The sequence below is a fragment of the Xanthomonas sp. CFBP 8152 genome (assembly GCF_014199025.1).
GTDB lineage: Bacteria > Pseudomonadota > Gammaproteobacteria > Xanthomonadales > Xanthomonadaceae > Xanthomonas > Xanthomonas arboricola_B.
On record NZ_JACHNO010000002.1, the window covers coordinates 565,579 to 584,338 of the forward strand.

Genomic DNA, 18,760 nt, shown 5'->3' on the forward strand with positions numbered 1-18,760 from the left:
TCGATAGCAGGCGCCGGCCTACCCGCCGACGCCTTGGCTGCCAGATCGATCGTGCCTAGTTGGCCACGATCTGCGGCCGCCCGAAGCCCAGACCGGCGATACGCTGCGCGATTTCCGAGGCATTGGCGTGATCGCGCGCGTTGACGCGCAGCCGCCACAGGGTGCGACCGCCGCTGACGATGTCGCTGACGCTGGCACCGGCAATACCGGCCGAGGCAAGCTGCGACAGCGCGCGGTTGGCGTTTTCGCGGCTGGCGAAACTGGCCACCTGCAACAGGATGTCGCCCAGTGCCGCTTCGGCCACGCTCGGTGCCTTGACCGGTGCCGGCTCGCTCCTGAGCGGACGTGCCGACGCGCTGTCGGCAGGCTTGATCGCCGCCACCGCGACCGGGGCGGCTGGCGCGACCGCTACCGGGACAGCCGAGGCAGGCCGCGGCGCGGCGGCAGCCGGCTTGCCGGTGGCCACGCGCACGCCTTGCGACTTCATCCAGGCATCGAAGTTGTCGGCATTGCCGGGCTGGCGCGAATCGGCCACGCGGTAGCGCCAACGCTCACCCGCGGGAACCGCCGCGGCTCCCGCACTGCCTGCCACCGCGGCGGCCACTGGCGCGGCGGCGCTGGCAGCCACTGTGCGCGGGGCGGCGGCCGGCACGGTGCGGGTGGGCAGACGCTGCACCAACCCATCGATCTGGCTGGCGCTGGCGGCCGGCCGCACGGCGGCCACCGCGGTGCTGGCCGGTGCGCTGCCGCTGCGGCGCTTGGCCAGCAGATTGCCGTTGTCGGCTTCGGTCAGGCCACGTACTTCGACGTTGCCGGTGCCCTTGCCGGTGATGCCCAGCTTGACCGCAGCGGCGTAGCTCAGATCGATCACGCGACCATCGTGGAACGGACCGCGGTCGTTGACGCGCACCACCACCGAGTCGCCGGTGTCGGTGTTGGTCACCAGGGCGAAGCTGGGCAACGGCAAGGTCTTGTGGGCGGCGGTAAAGGCGTACATGTCGTAGACCTCCTTGTTGGAGGTCAGCCGGCCGTGGAATTTGCTGCCGTAATACGAGGCGGTGCCGCGTTCGACATAGTCGCCGGGGCTGTCCATCACCACGTAACGCTTGCCCAGCACCTCATACGGCGAACGGTTGCCCACCGCCGAGCGCGGCTCGTTGGTGACCAGCGGTTCGGGGATGCAGGCCACATTGGGCACGTGGTCCGGCGTGGTGTCCTTGACGCCCGGCTTGTACAGGCCGCCGGCGGTGTAGTCGCCGCGCGTGGACGGGTCTTCCTTGGCCGCCGCGTACGGCGAGGTCGAGGGGCAACCGGTGGCGACATACGCCGGCCCCTTGCCGTCGACTTTGACGCCCTTGATCGCGCCGCTGCCACCGGTGCCGGCGGTTTTCTTCGGTGCACTGCTACAGGCCGCCAGGCCGAGCATCAGCGCCATCGGGATCAGCCACTTGGGGCCTGTCGTGCTGTTCATGCCGGGGGTAACTCCTTGCCGGCGATGGCCTCGGACAGCTGGAACACGGCCATCGCGTACATCTTGGAAATGTTGTAACGGGTGATCGCGTAGAAATTCTGGAAGCCCAGCCAGTACTGCTTGCCGTTGGCATCGTCCAGGGTGATCGGCGTGGCGGTGCTGCCGGCCACCACCGGCGCATTGGGGTGATAGCCGCGCGCGGACAGGTCGGCCAGCGTGTACATCGGCGACCAGTCGGTAGGATTGAATTCCTCGTGGCCGGCGGCCAGCGTGGCCGGCACTGCGACCTGGCCACCGCGCACCCAACCGCCCTTCTTGACGAAGTAGTTGGCGACCGAGGCGAACACGTCGTTGTGGTCGGTGAACAAGTTGCGCTTGCCGTCGGCATCGCCGTCGACGGCGAACTGGCGGTAGCTGGACGGCATGAACTGGCCCATGCCCATCGCGCCGGCATAGCTGCCGATCAGCGTGGTGACATCCAGCTGCTCCTCCTTGCCGAGCGCGAACAGCTGGCCGAGCTCATCGCGGAAGAACAGCTCGCGACGCACTTCGCGTTCGAGCTTGGCCGGGTCGCCGCTGCGCGGATAGCGGAACGCCAGCGTGTACAGCGCGTCCAGCACGCGGTACTTGCCGGCATTGCTGCCATAACTGGTCTCCACCCCGATGATGGCCACGATCACCTGCGCCGGCACGCCGGTGGCCGCTTCGACCCTGCTCAGTTCGGCACGATGTTCGGCCAGGAACTTGCGGCCGCCATCGATCCGCGCCTGGGTGATGAACATCGGGCGGTATTCGTTCCACGGTTTGACCCGCTCGGCCGGGCGCGACATCGCGGTGACGATGGCGTCCTTGAATTGCGCCTGTGCCAGCACCGCTTCGATCTGTGCGGCGTCGATGCCGTACTTGGCGGCGGTGTCGCGCACGAAGTTGGCGCGGGCGATCTCGAACGGCACCGGGGTCAGGTCCACCTGCGGCAGCGCGGGCGCTTCGGCGGCGGCACTGACGGGCGCGACCGGGGCGCTCGGCGGCTTGGCCGGGGGCGCGCTGGCGGCCGGCGGCGGGGTCGGAGGGCTGGGCTGGGTCGCGCAGGCGACAAGGCCGAGGGTGAGCAGGCAGGTCAGAATGCGTCGAATCATCGGCCGAGGGTAACAGAGAACAGATGAACTTCTAGCAATAAGATCATGAAACGAAAGAGCTTTAGCTTGCCGTTTTGCGCCACAAGGGATTTGGGAGTGGGATGGGGGATTGATTTGGTGCTGCGCGGGAATGGGGAATGGGGAATGGGGAATGGGGAATGGGGAATGGGGAATGGGAGTTCGGGGTGCGGGGTGGTGCGCGTGTGCCGATCGCGGGCTGTCTGGTGCACCGGGCCATGAACGTACGCCGCATTGATCAGATTGACGTTGTAGAGGGTGAACGTGCTGGCGTTCTGCGTCTTGATCAGATCCTGGCTGTTGTGCACCTGGCCGTGCAGGTCACGTCCCGATCGACGACCCGGGTGACGCCGGTGGGAACCGTCGGCGGGCCGCTGAGCAACGCGTTGCCGGTGCCGGCCCTGAGCAGCGCGCTGCCGTCCTTGCCGGTGCATGTCGCGGTTGGCTGCCGAACGCGCCGGCTCAGTACCCGTGCACCGGACGGTGCGCCTTGACCGCCATCACCAGGCCCAGCCCGGCCAGCAGCGATACCGCCGAGGTCCCGCCGTAACTCATCAGCGGCATCGGCACGCCCACCACCGGCAGCAGGCCGGAAATCATGCCGCCGTTGACCAGCACGTAGACGAAGAAGGCCAACCCGGTGGCACCGGCAACCAGGCGCGAATAGGTGTCGCGCGCCTGCGAGGCGATCCACAGGCAGCGCGCGATCACGATCAGGTACAGGCTGAGCACCGTCGCCACGCCGATCCAGCCGAACTCTTCGCTGAGCACGGAGAACGCAAAGTCGGTGGTCTGTTCGGGAATGAAGTTCAGATGCGACTGCGAGCCCAGACCCCAGCCCTTGCCGTCGAAGCCGCCGGAACCGATCGCGATCTTGGACTGGATGATGTTCCAGCCGGCGCCCAGCGCATCGTTTTCCGGGTTGAGGAACATCATGATGCGGTCCTTCTGGTATGGCCGCAGCAGCCAGAACCAGGCCACCGGCGCGGCCGCCGAGACACCGCCCACACCCACCGCCACCCACCACCACGGCAGGCCGGCCAGCAGCAGCACGAACACGCCGCTGGCGGCGATCAGCACGCCGGTGCCGAAATCCGGCTGCAGCATGATCAGGGCGGTAGGCACGCCGATGATCACGCCGGTCACCAGCACGGTGGAAATGCGCGGCGGCAGCGGCATGCGGTGCAGATACCAGGCCGCCATCATCGGCAGGCTGATCTTGAGCAGCTCGGCCGGCTGCAGGTAGAACAGTTTCAGGTCCAGCCACTGGCGGCCGTATTTGCCGGTGCCCAGGGCGAACACCGCCAGCAGCGGCAGCATCGACAAGCCGTACACCCACGGCGTCCAGGCGCGCAGGCGCAGCACCGACATGCGCGAAATGCCCCACATCGCGGCCAGGCCGATGATGAAGCGCACGGCTTGCGCCATCACCAGATGATCGCCGTTGGCGGCGCCGCCCGCGCTCTTGAGCACCGACAGCCCGATCACCATCAGCGCACCCAGCGCCAGGCACAGCATCCAGTCCAGGCTACGCGTGAAGCGCGCGACCATGTCCAGCAGCCAGCGCAGGATGTCACTCAATGGTCGGTCTCCTGGACCGCATCGGGCACATCCGGCACCACCGGCTGCGCGGGCGTGTTGGGGTCCAGCGCCACCGCGGCCTGGCCGATCACCACCGGCAGCTCGTCCAGCGTGGCTGCGGCCGCATCGCCGGCCTGGCGTGCATCGGTGGCGCCGGCTTCGAACTGGTTGACGCCCACGGCGGTCATGCCGAGTTCGCTGTCCAGCGGCTCCAGCCCGGCGGGCAGCTTGCCGAGCAACCAGGCATCGAAGATCTTGCGCGCGATCGGCGCTGCAGAACTGGTACCGAAACCACCGCCCTCCACCGCCACCGCCACTGCGATGACCGGGTTGTCGGCCGGTGCGAAGCCGACGAACAGGCCACGGTGACGCAGATGCATCGGCAGGCTGCGCGGGTCCACCGCGGCCACGCCCTTGCGGCTGACTACCTGCGCGGTGCCGGTCTTGCCGGCCATCTGATAGGGCGCGCCCGGCGTGATCGCATAGCCGGTGCCGCCGGGGCGCATGGTGTCCATCATGCCCTCGCGCACCACCTGCAGATGCGCCGCGCTGGGACTGATCGGCTTGCCCGGCGGCTGGATCATCGGCTGCCAGGGATGATCGAAGCCGGTGCGCTGCTCCAGCACCAGATGCGGGCGCAGCAGCAGCCCGCTGGCGATCGCCGACACCCCACGCACCAGTTGCAGCGGGGTCACCTTCCAGTCGCCCTGGCCGATGGCGATGTTGACGGTGTCGCCGGGATACCAGCGTTCCTTGCGGGTCTTGTACTTATAGGCCGGCGACGGCAGGATGCCGCCGATTTCGCCAAGCAGGTCCACCCCGGTCGGCTGGCCGAAGCCGTAATCGCCCAGGTAACGGTCGAAGCGCTCGATGCCCATGTCCACCGCCAGCCGGTAGTAATAGGTATTGACCGACTGGGCGATCGACTTGCGCAGATCGGTCCAGCCATGGCCGCCGCGGTGCGAGTCGCCCCAGCCGCGGCTGACCCCGGGCAGGTAGAACATGCCGGTGGACAGCACCCGGTCTTCCGGCCGGCGCAGGCCGCTGTCCAGGCCGGCCAGCGCGATCAGCGGCTTGAGCGTGGAGCCCGGCGCCACGCCGCCCAGCACCAGCCGGTTGAACTGCGGCCGCGACGGGTTGTCGTTGAGCATGCGGAAATCGGTATGCGAGATGCCGTTGACGAACAGGTTGGGGTCGTAGCTGGGCAGGCTGACCATGCCCAGGATCTCGCCGGTGCGTGGGTCCATCGCGATCGCAGCGCCTTCGTGCTCGCCGAACGCGGCCACCATCGCGCGCTGCAGGTCGGCATCCACCGACAGCCGCAGGTCCGCACCCGACTGCGGCGCAACCCGGCCGACGGTGCGGATCGCCCGCCCCTGCACATTGGTTTCGACCTGCTCGTAACCGACCTGGCCGCGCAGGTCCTGTTCGTAGTAGCGCTCCAGCCCGGACTTGCCCATGTGGGTGAGCGCGGCATTGCCCTCGCCCAGCACCGCCAGGTCTTTCTCGTCGATGCGGCCGACGTAGCCGATGATGTGCGCGAACAGCGGCCCGTACGGGTAGCGCCGGGTCAGATACGGCTCCAGCTCCACCCCGGGAAAGCGCCAGCGCTCCACCGCGAAACGCGCCATTTCCTCATCGCTCATGCGCAGCTTGAGCGTGACCGGCAGAAAGCTGCGACGCGCGCGCCGCTCGCGATTGAAGCGCTCCAGATCCTCTGGCGCGATCGGGATCACCTTGCCCAGCGCGGCCAGCATGGCGCCCATGTCGGCAACCTTGTCCGGGGTCACGTCCAGGCGGAAGGCCGGCACGTTCTCGGCCAGCAGCCGGCCGGTGCGGTCGTAGATCATGCCGCGCCCGGGCACCACCGGCTTGGGCTTGATGCGGTTGGCTTCCGAGCGCGTGGCGTAGACCTCGTGGTCGAGCACCTGCAGCTTGAAATACCAGCCGCCCAGGCCGACCAGGCAGATCACCACCATCACAAAACCCAGCACCGCACGCCGGCGGAACTGCTCGGCCTCCGCATGCGGGTTCTTGGGGTGACGACGCCCGTGCATGGCTTACTTCTTGCTCCGTTTGCCCAGCCGCACCGCATCCAGCAACACGAACAGCGGCGGCCACAGTGCCATGCCCAGCAGCGGCGCCCACCAGTAACTCCACGGCAGGGTCGGCTCGCCCACGGCCAGATGCACGGCCGAGGAGACGATGCGGTCGTTGAGCAGCAGCCCGCCGATCGCCAGCGCCTGCTGCGAAACCGGGAAGAAGCGCATCCGCGCGCGGAAGCGCTGCAGGATGAAGGTCATGATCACCAGCCGTAGCGCCTGTTCGCCGAGCAGCCCGCCATACAGCAGGTCGGCCAGTACCCCGGCCACGAAGGCGATGCCCAGCCCGACCCGGTCCGGCTCCTCGATCACCCAGTACGCCAGCACCAGCGCCAGCCAGTACGGACGCAGCGGCTGCACCAGTTCCGGCAGCGGCAGCAGGCCCAGCACCAGCGCGATGACGATGCTCGCCGGCAGGATCCAGGTGTTGCGCATGCGGGTCATCGGTCCGTCTCCTGCGGAGCCGGACGGGAATTGGGAATCGGGAATGGGGAATCGGTAGGCGCGGTGCTCTGCGGCGGTGCGGTGGCTGCGCGCTGGTTGTTTCGGGGACGGGAATTGGGAATCGGGAACTGGGAATTGGTAGGAGCGGTGTTCTGCGGCGGTGCAGTTGCTGCGCCCTGGCTGCTGCGGAGACGGGAATTGGGAATCGGGAATTGGGAATCGGTGGGAGCGCTGCCCTGCGTTGGTGCGGTGGCTGCGGGTTGCCTCGTCGATTGCGGGGATGGCGTCGACGCGGCGCCGTTGCCATTCCCGATTCCCGATTCCCGACTCCCGGCCCCCGGCATCACCCGCAGCGGCTTGCCCGCGCGCAGCAGCAGCACATCGCGGCCGCGATCGAGCTTGGCGGCCGGGGTCAGTTCGCCGACCAGGAAGGCGTGGGTGTCGTCCGGATGCAGTTCGGACACCTTGCCGACCGGGAAGCCGGCCGGGAAGCGGCCACCGAGGCCGGAGGTGACGATTTCGTCGCCCACCTGCACGCCGGCGCTGAGCGGGATGTCGCGCAGCTCCAGCCGGTCGCCGCGGCCGTAAACGATCAAGCGCACGCCGTTGCGCGCCACGCTGACCGGCACCGCGTGGTCGGGGTCGGTCAGCAGCAGCACGGTCGAATGCAGCGGGGTCACTTCGATCACCTGGCCCATCAGGCCGCCGGCATCGATCACCGCCTGCCCCATCAGCACGCCATCGCGGCTGCCGGCGTCCAGCAGCAGGCGCTGCCGGGTCGGGTCCAGGTCGATATCCAGGATCGGCGCCAGCTGCACGTCCAGGCCGCGGCGCTCGGCGACATTGAGCAGCTCGCGCAGCTGCGCATTGTCCAGCGCAGCGGTCTGTAGCCGGGTCAGGCGCGCGTTGGCCACCAGCAGCTGATTGCGCAGCGAGCGGGTTTCTTCCACCAGTTGCGCATGGGTGGCGGCGTTGTCGCGCACCTGCGAGCCGATCCGCCCCGGCAACCCGGCCACCGCCCAGATCGGCTGGATCAGCAGATTGGCCTGCAGGCGCATCTGGCTGAGCCACCCGCCCCGGCTATCGAGCGCGATCAGCACGACCGCCAGCACCAGATAGACCAGCAACCGCAGCGTGGAGGTGACTTCGCCCGGACGGGAGGCGACGGGAGGACCGGCGTAGGAGGGCACTGTCAGGGCCGGGATTGGGGAATCGGGAATGGGGAATCGGAGCGCGCTGTGCTGCCCTTGGTGCGGCTGAGGCTAGAAGCGGCTAACAAAACGTAGCGAGCAATGGTCAGGTGGGTGCGGGCGGCGCGCAGGAACCGGAGTGTACGGAGGGTGCATGAGGATTCCGAGCACAGGCCACGCCCGCCTGGCGGCTGTGCAGTAGTTTTGATGGCTGCTCTGGAACTCAAATCGGCGGGACCGCGTAGTAACCGCAACGGGCCGCAGGCAGGGCATGTTTTTACGATTCCCCAATCCCGATTCCCGATTCCCGTCCCCATCACTCCGGCGCGAAGAACTCGTTGCCGTGCATGTCCACCAGCTCCAGCGCACGACCGCCGCCGCGGGCCACGCAGGTCAGCGGGTCGTCGGCCACCTGCACGTGCAGGCCGGTTTCTTCGGAGATCAGGCGGTCCAGGTCGCGCAGCAGTGCGCCGCCGCCGGTGAGCACGATGCCGCGCTCGGCCACGTCGGCACACAGTTCCGGCGGGGTCTGCTCCAGCGCCAGCTTGACCGCGGAGATGATGCCCGACAGCGGCTCGTGCAATGCCTCGAGCACTTCGTTGGAGTTGATCTTGATCATCTTGGGCACGCCTTCGGCAAGATTGCGGCCGGAGATTTCCATCTCCTGCACCTCGTCCTGCGGGTAGGCACAGCCGATCTGCAGCTTGATGCGCTCGGCAGTGGCTTCGCCGATCAGCATGCCGTGGTTGCGACGCACGTAATTGGTGATCGACTCGTCGAAGCGGTCGCCGCCCACACGCACCGACTGCGAGTAGACGATGCCGTTGAGCGAGATGACCGCCACCTCGGTGGTGCCGCCGCCGATGTCGATGACCATCGAACCGCGCGCCTCGGTCACCGGCATGCCGGCACCGATCGCGGCGGCCATGGGTTCTTCGATCAGATACACATCGCGCGCACCGGCTTCTTCCGCCGATTCCTTGATGGCGCGGCGCTCGACCTGGGTAGAACCGGCCGGCACGCACACCAGCACGCGCGGGCTCGGGCGCAGGAAGCGCGACTTGTGCACCTTCTTGATGAAGTGCTTCAGCATTGCCTCGGTGTAGGTGAAATCGGCGATGACGCCATCCTTCATCGGGCGGATCGTGGTGATGTGGCCCGGGGTGCGGCCGAGCATCTGCTTGGCCTCTGCGCCCACTGCCGCGACCGAACGGGTACCGCCGATTGCGCGGTCCTGACGCACCGCCACCACCGACGGTTCGTTCAGTACGATGCCCTGCCCGCGTACGTAGATCAGCGTATTGGCCGTGCCCAGGTCGATGGACAGGTCGTTGGAGAACATGCCGCGGAGTTTCTTGAACATCGAGGGAGCCGTTCCTGAAAGAGTCGCTTGCCCCGTCGCCAATGCAGAAACAACTGGTCGATACGCGGGCAGAAAACGAAGTCCACTAGCCTAGCAATCCCCCCCGATGCGGGCAAGGAAAAATCGGCCGTTGCGGCGTCGTTTTCATGTGCTGGTCACGCCGGGCATGGCATGCGGTTGTGGCCCTGATCGGTCGCAGCCGTTACCCTTTGCGCCGCGGCGCTCGCGCCGTCCCGCTGCCATGCCCGGCAACTGGCGGGTATTTCCCAACGCAAAGGCCTGACTCGATGTCCGCACTGATCTGTGGTTCCCTCGCCTACGACACCATCATGGTGTTTCCGGACCAGTTCAAGAACCACATCCTGCCGGACAAGGTGCACATCCTGAATGTGTCGTTCCTGGTCCCGCGCATGCGCCGCGAGTTCGGCGGCTGCGCCGGCAACATCGCCTACAACCTGCATCTGCTCGGCGGCGCGCCGATCCCGATGGGCACCGTGGGCCAGGATTTCGGCCCGTACCGCGAACACTTCGAAACGCTGGGGATCGACCTGTCGCGGGTGAAGATCATCGACGACCTGTTCACCCCGCAGGCCTTCATCACCACCGACCACGACAACAACCAGATCACCGCGTTCCATCCGGGCGCGATGATGCGCAGCTACGAAAACCACGTGAAGGATGTGCCGGGCGTGACCCTGGGCCTGGTCGGCCCGGACGGGCGCGAGGGCATGATCCAGAATGCGGAAGAGTTCGCTGCCGCCGGCATCCCCTTCATCTTCGATCCCGGCCAGGCGATGCCGTTGTTCAACGGCCCGGAACTGCGCCAGTTCATCGAGCAGGCGGACTATGTGGTGGTCAACGATTACGAGTCCAACCTGCTGCAGGAACGCACCGGCTGGAACGAGAAGGACATCGTCTCGCGCGTGCAGGCCTACATCACCACGCAGGGCCCGAAGGGCGCGCTGGTGCATACCCCGGAAAAGACCTACGACATCCCGCCGGCGCACGAGCGCCGCGTGGTCGACCCCACCGGCTGCGGCGACGCCTTCCGTGCCGGCCTGATCTACGGCATCCAGGGCGGTTACGATTGGCTGACGATCGGCCGCATGGGCAACCTGATGGGCGCGCTGAAGGTGGAGCACCCGGGCACGCAGAACCAGCGGTTCGACTTTGCCGAGTTCAACGACCAGTTCAAGCAGCAGTTCGGTTATGCGCTCTGACGCGTACCGCCGCTGATCAACGCTTTGCCCTTCTCCCCTCGGGAGAAGGTGCCCCGCAGGGGCGGATGAGGGGACGGGCGAAACCTCATGCAGTGTGAACAGCACGACGCTCCGCACCGTACCCTCACCCCCCTCCCGCTGGAGAGGGGCGCGTCTGCACCGCACTTTGCTGCAATGCAGTTTGAGCATCAGTCCGATCTGTGCCTCTACTGACGCTTCGCGCCCACTGAGGAACGCTGGCCCATGTCCGAGCCAAGCGTTGTCGCCGCCACGTCCATCGCCCTGCCGGAGATCGAACCGGATGCGCTCCGGCAGATCCGTCGGCTGCGCGACATCGCGCCGCTTGCCGCCCCACTGTCGCGCTCGTGGCGGCGCTGCCTGGACGACTATGCGTTGTTGCCAGAGGCAGCTCCCGCGCCGCTGGTGCACGATGCGCTGCACGTGCGCGAGCGCCAGCAACGTTTGAGCGATGTGCTGCGCATTGCCAAGGTGGAGATGGAAAACCTCTACGAGCAGATCGCCGGCAGCGGCTACGCCGTGATCTTTGCCGATGCCGAAGCGACCGTGCTGCACAGCGTGCATGACCCGACCCTGCTGCGCGAGTTCCGCCAGGCCGGCCTGTTTTGCGGCGCCAGCTGGGCCGAGTGTCATCAGGGCACCAACGGCCTGGGCACCTGCGCGGCCGAGCGCACCGCAGTGAGCGTGCACCGCGGCGAACATTATCTGACCCGCCATCTGCCGCTATCGTGCAGCGGCGCGCCCATCCTGGACCCGCATGGCGGCCTGCTGGCGGTGCTGGATGCGTCCACCCCCAATGCGCAGGACGGCAAGCAGATCCAGCGTCATACCGTGGCCCTGGTGAGCATGTCGGCGGCGCAGATCTCGCGCTCGCATTTCCTCAACCAGTTCGGCCATGCCTTCATCCTGCGCTTCCATAGCCGGCCCGAGTTTGCCGGCCTGCTGCACGAGGCACTGATTGCGATCGACACCGACGGCCGCGTGCTGGCAGTCAACGAGGCGGTGCTGGAGCAACTGGGCAAGATCGATCGCAGCCAGCTGGTGGGCCGCAATATCGCCCAGGTGATGCAACTGGACTTCGACACCCTCGAGCACCGCGCAGGCAGCGATGCCGGCACCTTGTGGTCGATCCGCTGCGCCTGCCATGGGCGGCGTTTCTATGCACTGGTACGCCCGCCGCGCGCGCGCGCTGCACTGCCGGCGGTGGGCGGGCCGGCGCAGCTGGCGCCGGATACCGACCTGCACCCCGGTGAGCATGTCGGCTCGGATTCGCGCATGCGCCACAACCTGGCCAATGCATTGAAACTGGCCGCGCATCGCGTGTCGATTCTGCTGCGCGGCGATACCGGCACCGGCAAGGAGGAATTTGCCAAGGCGGTGCACCGTGGCTCGCCGTGGTCCGGCAGCGCCTTCGTGGCGATCAACTGCGCGGCAATTCCCGAGGCATTGATCGAGAGCGAATTGTTCGGGTATGCACGCGGTGCCTTCACCGATGCCGCGCGCGAGGGGCGCCACGGCAAATTGCTGCAGGCCAGCGGCGGCACGCTGTTTCTGGATGAAATCGGCGACATGCCGCTACCCTTGCAGAGCCGCCTGCTGCGCGTGCTGGAAGAACAATGCGTCACTCCGCTGGGCAGCGAACGCGCGGTACCTCTGGAGCTGCACGTGATCAGCGCCAGCCATCGCGATCTGGCGCAGCGGGTGGCGGCCGGCGAGTTTCGCGAGGATTTGTATTACCGGCTCAATGGCGTGGTGCTGCACCTGCCACCGCTGCGCGAGCGCAGCGACAAGGCCGAGCTGATCGGCACCCTGCTGCGCGAGGAAAACAGCGAGCACAGCGTGCGCATCAGCGAAGAAGCGATGCACAAACTGCTGAGCTACGCATGGCCGGGCAACCTGCGCCAGTTGCGCAACGTGCTGCGCACGGCGGCAGTCTTGTGCAGCGACGGGGTGATCCGCCTGCCCAACCTGCCGCAGGAAATCGTCGATGCCGGCAGCGCACCGTGCCTGGTCGATGGCCGCGCGGTGGCCGCCGACGACATGCCCGGCCGCGTCGCACTCGACCAGGCCGAACGTCTGGTGTTGCAGCAGCAGCTCGAGCGCCACCGCTGGAATGTCAGCCGCACCGCCGATGCCCTGGGCATCAGCCGCAATACGCTGTATCGCAAGCTACGCAAGCATGGCCTGGATACCGGGTGAGTGAGGGGCGGGGATTTGGGATTCGGAATTGGGGATTCGTTAGAGCCAATGCTGGTTCTTGGCGCTGGTATTTGGAGCGATTTATCAATAGCACTTCTTGACCACCAGGCGGGTGCCGCTGTTGCTTGAGGTGGCATGCACCCCGTGTTGATGCCGCGATTGTGGAGGGGATGATTTGGGGCTTGGCTGCAGGGCCCTTGCCCGCCCACCATCGCAGGACACGCCGCAAGTACGTCCATGTAGGCTCTTACGCGGCATCCATGCCGCGTAAGGTCCCGCGACGGTGGGCGGGCAAGGGCCAGTCGAGATGGTCGGTGTGCATGGTTTTAAACAAGGCAACCAATCAACTGTCTGGTGCGGTGTCCTCACCGCTTGCGGGACCGTGTGGCGGCATGGATGCCGCCACCGAGCCCCCAGGGACGGGTTTACGGCGTGTCCCGCGAGCGGTGAGGGCGCCGCGCGCTCGACCGACTCGGCTCTTGATCTAAGCTTCCGAGTAACCATTAACTGTCTGCTGCAGTGTCTTCGTTCTTCAATGACGTCACCAGCCAACTCTCTGGTGCGGTGGCCTCACCGATTGCGGGACCGTGTGGCGGCATGGATGCCGCCACCGAGCCCCCAGGGATGGGTCCACGGCGTGTCCCGCGAGCGGTGAGGGCACCGCGCCCTCGACTAGCACAGCTCGGCACCATCCAGATAACGCTGCGGGCGACTGGCGATTGCACCTTGCGCCTTGCGAATCCCTAATCTCCAATCCCGAATCCCCAGCCTCATAACGCCCAGCGTATGCCGATCAGATACTGCCGCGGCACGCCCGGCGCGAGGAACCTTGCCGGGCCGGTTTCCACCGGCGCATCCTGCGGGCGCGCGAGTTCGCCATCGGGGAACACATCTTCGGCCACGGCCGCGTAGGTTGCGTAGCGGCGGTTGAAGACGTTGTCGACGCGGGCGAACAGCGACAGCCGCGCGCCCAGTTGCCAACGCGCCTGCAGATCCACCAGCGCGTAGCCGGCGGTGCCGATGTCGATGCGCTCGGGTGCGGGCTCGCCGTCTTCGGCGTTGTCGACCTGGCCATCCTCGTTGCCGCTGGCCACGCGCCCGGCCACCGCACGCACCCCGGCGCCCAGGGTCAGCGCATCGCGCTGCCATTCCACGCCGAGCTTGAGGTTGTGGCGCGGCAACGCGGCGATGCGCAGGCCTGGCCGCAACGCGATCACGCGTTCGCCGGACAGCAGCTCGCCATCGCTGCGGTAGGTCGCATCCAGAAAGCTGTAGCCGGCCGACCATTGCCAGTCGCCGCTGCGCAGGCGCAGCGCCAGATCCGCGCCCTGGTAGCGGGTGCGGCCGACATTGTCGAAGTAACCCAGCTGCGTGTCCGGTGCGCGCAGGAACAAAATGTCGTCGCGATTGTCGGCGCGGTACACCGACAGGCTGGCGTTGCTGTCGGCCGATGATGCCCAGCGCGCGCCGAGCTCGTACGTGCGCGAGACGATCTGCTCCAGGCGCGGGTCGGCCTGCAGGCCGGTCGGCAACCGACACGGCTGGGTGGAATCGGCGCAGCCCAGTTCGATCGCGGTCGGTGCACGGCTGTTCTGCGCGACCGAGCCGTACAGCGTCAGCCCCGCATCGAGCCGATGGGTCAGGCCCAGGGACGGATTGGCCTTGGCGTAGACGAAGCGCTCGCGGGGGCGGTCGCCGTCGTCGGCAGTGGAAAGGATGTTATCCACCACCACGCGATTCCAGCGCACTGCGGCGCTGAGATGGGTGGCATCGTCCAGCGCCCAGGTGTCGGCGACGAACACGCCCAGCGTCTTGGTGCTGCCGCGCACGCCGGAAAAGAACGCGCGCCCGGCATCCGGATCGGCGGCGACCGAGCGGTCTTCCTGCACCCAGCCATCGCGCGCGAATTGCCGATACCGCACATGGCCACGATCGAAGGTGACGCCGGTGCTGAGCGCATGCGCACCCCACTGGCTGCTCAGGTTGACTGCCAGGCCTTGCGCCTGCTGGCGCATCTGGGTGGTGTTGAGCGCGCCGGTGGGCAAGGCATCGGCATCGGCGCGTGCGACATCGCAATCGGCATCCAGCGCGCTGCCGCCGGCGGCGTAACCGGAGGCGCATTCTTCGACGAATTCTTCGTAGTCCTCGCCGATATCGCCGTTGACGGTGTCGCGGCGGCCCACGCGCGCGTAGGCCAGTGCATGCAATGCGGTGTCCGCAGTGAAACGATGGTCCAGTTGCGCGGTGAACAGCGTATTGCGATTGCGGGTGAGATCGGGCGAGGTGTACACCGCGCGGCGGTCGGCGCGATACAGGCCGGGCTCGGGGCCATCGTCGGTGTAGCGCGTATCCGGCAGCAGGCCATTGCCGATCAGGCGGCTGCGCCCGTGCAGCAGCGACAGGCTCCAGTCGGTCTGCTCGCCCTGCTTGCCGACCTTGCCGAACACGGTTCCCAGGCGGCCCTCGGAGGCATCGCGCCAGCCGTTCTCGTCGAAACCGGTGACCGCGACGAAGCCATGCCAGCCGTCCTGGCTGGCGAGCCCGTAACTGGCATCCAGTCGCTTGCGCGCACCGCTGCCGATGCTCAGCTCGCCCTGCAACCCCGGTGAGGTGAGGCCCGATGCGGTGGACAGCACCACCGCGCCACCGAGCGTGTTCGGCCCGAACAACGGATTGGAGCCGGGCATCAGGGTGACTGCGTTGATTGCCGACTCGGGCAGCATGTCCCAGCTGACAATGTCGGCGAACGGTTCGTTGAACCGCACGCCATCCAGATACACCGACACGCCTTGCGAGGCGCCGGGCAAGGCGGAGGCGCGAAACCCGTGGAAGGTGAGATCGTTCTGGAACGCGCTACCCTGCACATCGTTGCCATCCACGCCGACGAAGCGCCGCTGCAGCAGATCGCCGAGGTTGTTGCTGCGCGCGCGCGACAACGCGCTGTTGGTGGCCGATTGCACCATGTACGGCAGTTGCGCCGCATCGATGGTGGTGCCGGGAATCGGCGTGGCGGTGACCTCGATGCGGTCCAGCCAGGTCACTTGCGGCGCCTCGGCCGCCATTGCCAGCGCGCTGCTCGCAAGCAAGGCGCTGGCGCAGGCGCCTGCCAGTGCGTGATGGTGCAACCTTGCCGTGCTGCGTGTGCCTGCTGCCATCTGCGTCTCCTCAATAGAGCACGATCGATTTGATGCCGCGCGCCGCACGCAAGTCCGCCAGCGCCTGATTGATGTCGTCCAGCGCCAGGGTGCGGGTGATCAACGGGGCCAGCTGGATGTCGCCGTGCAGATAGCGCGCGACATAGCCGGGCAACTCGCTGCGCCCTTTCACTCCGCCGAACGCGCTGCCGCGCCACACCCGTCCGGTCACCAGTTGAAACGGGCGCGTACTGATTTCCTGGGCGTCGTCGGCCACGCCGAGGATGACGCTCTCGCCCCAGCCCTTGTGGCAGCACTCCAGCGCCGCGCGCATTGCGCCGACATCGCCCACGCATGCGAAGCTGTGGTCGGCGCCGCCGTCGGTGAGGTCCACGATCACCTGCTGGATCGGCGCACCGTAGTCGCGCGGATCCAGGCAATCGGTGGCGCCCAAGGCACGCGCAAGCGCGAACTTGGCCGGGTCGATATCCACCGCGATGATGCGCCCGGCCTGTGCCAGCACCGCGCCCTGCACCACCGACAAGCCGATGCCGCCCAGCCCGAACACCGCCACGCAGTCGCCGGGCCGCACATGCGTGCTGTTGAGTACCGCACCGATGCCGGTGGTGACCGTGCAACCGAGCAGACAGACCCGGTCCAGCGGTGCCTCCGGATGGATCCGCGCAACCGCGATCTCCGGCACCACGGTGTATTCGGAGAACGTGCTGGTGCCCATGTGGTGCAGGATCGGCCGCCCGTGCAACGAGAACCGGCTGCTGCCGTCGGGCATCAGCCCGCGCTCCTGGCTGCTGCGGATCGCCTGGCACAGGTTGGTGCGACCGGAGCGGCAGAACTTGCACACCCCGCATTCGGGCATGTACAGCGGAATGACGTGATCGCCGGGCTGCACGCTGGTGACGCCGATGCCGACCGCTTCGACGATGCCGGCGCCCTCCTGCCCCAGGATCACCGGAAAGCTGGCCGCCTGCCCGTGTGTCAACGCATGCGCATCGCCATGGCAGATCCCGGTGGCGACCAGGCGCACCAGCACCTCGCCGGGCCGCGGCGGCTGCAGATCCACCTCTTCGATAGTCAGCGGCTGGTGCGGACCCCATGCCACCGCAGCGCGTGTCTTCATCCGGCCTCCCTGGCGCGCTGCGGCATGGCCGCCGCTCAGCGCGCGATGACCACGCCCCACGGCAATTCGCCGACGGGGATCTGTTTGATCTCGCGCAACGCGACGGTATCGATCACGCTCACCGTGTTCGAGCGCCCGTTGGCGACATACAGCTTGTCGCCGGCCGGGGTCAGCGCCGGATTCCACGGCCGCAGCCCCACCGCGATCTCGGCAAGACTGCGTGCGCTCTGGGTATCGATCACGCTGAGCGTGCCGGCACCGCCGTTGGACGCATACAGCCGCGTGCCGTCGGCCGACAACGCCACGCCCGCCGTACGCACGCCGGCCGGCAGGCTGGCGCGGCGTTGGCGCGTCTGCAGGTCGATCACGTCCACCACGTTGGCGGTCTCCTGCGCGATGTAGACGCTGTGCCCGTCCGGCGCGAACGCCATGCCGCGCGGATGGCCGCTGGTGGCGACCACGCCACGCGAGCGACCGGTGGCCAGCTCGATCATGTCCATGTCGTTGGAGCCCTCGTTGCTGGTGAGCAGCCAGCGCCCGTCCGGCGTGTAGGCACAGTGCTCCGGCGCCTGCCCGCGCGTGGCGATCACCTGCTGCACGCTGAACTGCGCCGCATCGATCAACATCACCTGGTTCTGCCCTTCCACGCACACCGCAAACTGCTTGCCGTCCGGCGACTGCGCAATGCCTTCGGCGTTCTCGCCGATCTCCACGCTGCGCAGCACCGCGTCCTTTTCGGTATCCAGTTCGATCAGACGGTGATGCTCGGCATCGATCAGGTACAGATGCCCGTGTGGGCCGGGCAATACCTGCTGCAAGCGCTTGCCCAACTGTCCCTGCGCACTGAGCGTACGCACCACCGTATCGGTGTGCGTGTCGATCACCGACACCGTGCCGCTGCGTTGATTGGGCACATAGGCAAACACCGGCGGTGTCGAGGGCACCGGTGCTGCGGCGGGCGTTGCAGGCGTCGCTGTCGCCGGCGCAGCGTTGGACGCCGGCGGTTCCGCATCGCGCCGGCAACCGGCCAAGGCCAGCAGCGCGCCCAGCGTGGTGGCCGCAAGCAGGCACTGCCAACCGATTGGCGCTGGCCTCATTGCACCTTGCCCGCGGTCTTGTTGATCGAATGGATGAAGGCGAGCAGTTTTTCGGTATCGCCCGGCTTGAGCACCGGTGCGAACGGCGGCATCTGCCCGACCACCTTTTCATGCCCGATCCGGGTCTTGCCGTGCGTGATCATCGCGGCGGTGCCCTCGCTGATCAGCGTACGCAAGGTGTCGTCGTCGCTGCCATACACCCAGATGTCGTTGATCAACGGCGGGCACATGCCGCCACCACCGGTGCCGCCATGGCAGGCATTGCAGCCGGCCGAGAAATAGATCTTCTTGCCCTCGGCGATCAGTTCGGGAGTGACCTTGACCTCCGGCCCCTTCGGGATCGGCACCACGGTGGCAGGCGCTGCGGGCGGCGTGGCCGGATCCGGCGCAGGCCCGGCGGCCGGGCCGGGCGCCCCGACGGCCGCCGCTGCTGGCGCAGGCGCGGTGGTGCCGGTGGCCGGCGCAGGCGGACTGGCAGCCGGCGGAGCGGCCGCCTCGGGCGCGGGCGGCGGTGCGTCCTTGCCGCAGGCGGCCAGCACGACACTGAGCAGCACCGCGCACAGCGGTGCGCGCATGCAACGATCGAAACAACCCACTGTGGACTTGCGCATGAATGAACCTTTCTGATCGGAGGGAGCACCGCGCACTC

General features: G+C 67.5%; 13 protein-coding genes, 1 other RNA gene and 2 pseudogenes. 3 read left to right on the plus strand and 13 right to left on the minus strand.

Annotation, left to right across the window (positions count from 1 at the left end):
* Positions 1-55: 55 nt before the first annotated feature.
* The 9 genes and pseudogenes from FHT09_RS10090 to FHT09_RS10130 all read right to left on the minus strand — a co-directional run bounded on the left by FHT09_RS10090 (position 56) and on the right by FHT09_RS10130 (position 9,305).
* Complete coding sequence (locus tag FHT09_RS10090) at positions 56-1,471, minus strand: septal ring lytic transglycosylase RlpA family protein (RefSeq protein ID WP_104607063.1); 1,416 nt, start codon at positions 1,469-1,471, stop codon at positions 56-58.
* On the minus strand, positions 1,468-2,607 hold the full coding sequence (gene mltB, locus FHT09_RS10095; RefSeq protein WP_184416938.1) for a lytic murein transglycosylase B: 1,140 nt from the start codon (positions 2,605-2,607) through the stop codon (positions 1,468-1,470). Before mltB ends, FHT09_RS10090 begins: the two co-directional genes overlap by 4 nt.
* A 236-nt stretch (positions 2,608-2,843) precedes the next feature.
* A pseudogene (locus tag FHT09_RS10100) lies at positions 2,844-3,091 on the minus strand (hypothetical protein); the annotation flags it as partial.
* Positions 3,088-4,206, minus strand: coding sequence for a rod shape-determining protein RodA (rodA, locus tag FHT09_RS10105; RefSeq protein ID WP_104606519.1), 1,119 nt, complete (start codon positions 4,204-4,206; stop codon positions 3,088-3,090). The pseudogene FHT09_RS10100 and the gene rodA, both read right to left, overlap by 4 nt.
* Positions 4,203-6,263, minus strand: a complete 2,061-nt coding sequence (gene mrdA / locus FHT09_RS10110) for a penicillin-binding protein 2 (protein ID WP_104606520.1) — start codon at positions 6,261-6,263, stop codon at positions 4,203-4,205. Before mrdA ends, rodA begins: the two co-directional genes overlap by 4 nt.
* A gap of 3 nt (positions 6,264-6,266) precedes the next feature.
* Entirely contained in the window at positions 6,267-6,752 is a 486-nt protein-coding gene (gene mreD, locus FHT09_RS10115) for a rod shape-determining protein MreD (protein ID WP_104538589.1), read from the minus strand.
* A complete protein-coding gene (gene mreC / locus FHT09_RS10120; protein ID WP_104606521.1) occupies positions 6,749-7,942 on the minus strand; it encodes a rod shape-determining protein MreC in 1,194 nt (397 codons plus the stop codon). The genes mreD and mreC overlap by 4 nt, the downstream gene beginning before the upstream one ends.
* An 80-nt stretch (positions 7,943-8,022) precedes the next feature.
* Positions 8,023-8,098, minus strand: a non-coding RNA gene (locus tag FHT09_RS10125) — sX9 sRNA.
* Between the two features lie 160 nt (positions 8,099-8,258).
* On the minus strand, positions 8,259-9,305 hold the full coding sequence (locus FHT09_RS10130; RefSeq protein ID WP_006452025.1) for a rod shape-determining protein: 1,047 nt from the start codon (positions 9,303-9,305) through the stop codon (positions 8,259-8,261).
* Positions 9,306-9,592: 287 nt separating this feature from the next.
* Here FHT09_RS10130 and FHT09_RS10135 point away from each other — a divergent pair, with 287 nt between their 5' ends.
* The 3 genes and pseudogenes from FHT09_RS10135 to FHT09_RS20445 all read left to right on the plus strand — a co-directional run bounded on the left by FHT09_RS10135 (position 9,593) and on the right by FHT09_RS20445 (position 13,192).
* A complete protein-coding gene (locus tag FHT09_RS10135; RefSeq protein WP_104538591.1) occupies positions 9,593-10,525 on the plus strand; it encodes a carbohydrate kinase family protein in 933 nt (310 codons plus the stop codon).
* A gap of 243 nt (positions 10,526-10,768) precedes the next feature.
* Positions 10,769-12,742: a sigma-54-dependent Fis family transcriptional regulator gene (locus FHT09_RS10140; RefSeq protein ID WP_104606522.1), complete on the plus strand. Its 1,974-nt coding sequence runs from the start codon at positions 10,769-10,771 to the stop codon at positions 12,740-12,742.
* Positions 12,743-12,998: 256 nt separating this feature from the next.
* Positions 12,999-13,192: pseudogene (locus FHT09_RS20445) on the plus strand (hypothetical protein).
* A 320-nt stretch (positions 13,193-13,512) separates the two neighbouring features.
* Here the strand turns inward: FHT09_RS20445 and FHT09_RS10145 are convergent.
* The 4 genes from FHT09_RS10145 to FHT09_RS10160 are packed head-to-tail and all read right to left on the minus strand — an operon-like array spanning position 13,513 to position 18,758.
* A complete protein-coding gene (locus FHT09_RS10145) occupies positions 13,513-15,897 on the minus strand; it encodes a TonB-dependent receptor (RefSeq protein ID WP_104606523.1) in 2,385 nt (794 codons plus the stop codon).
* A gap of 10 nt (positions 15,898-15,907) precedes the next feature.
* Positions 15,908-17,014 carry an S-(hydroxymethyl)glutathione dehydrogenase/class III alcohol dehydrogenase gene (locus FHT09_RS10150; protein WP_104538593.1) on the minus strand — a complete coding sequence of 369 codons (1,107 nt, stop codon included), beginning with the start codon at positions 17,012-17,014 and terminating at the stop codon, positions 15,908-15,910.
* 35 nt (positions 17,015-17,049) lie between these two features.
* Entirely contained in the window at positions 17,050-18,111 is a 1,062-nt protein-coding gene (locus FHT09_RS10155) for a beta-propeller fold lactonase family protein (protein ID WP_104538594.1), read from the minus strand.
* Entirely contained in the window at positions 18,108-18,758 is a 651-nt protein-coding gene (locus tag FHT09_RS10160; RefSeq protein WP_166775048.1) for a c-type cytochrome, read from the minus strand. Before FHT09_RS10160 ends, FHT09_RS10155 begins: the two co-directional genes overlap by 4 nt.
* Positions 18,759-18,760: the final 2 nt, after the last annotated feature.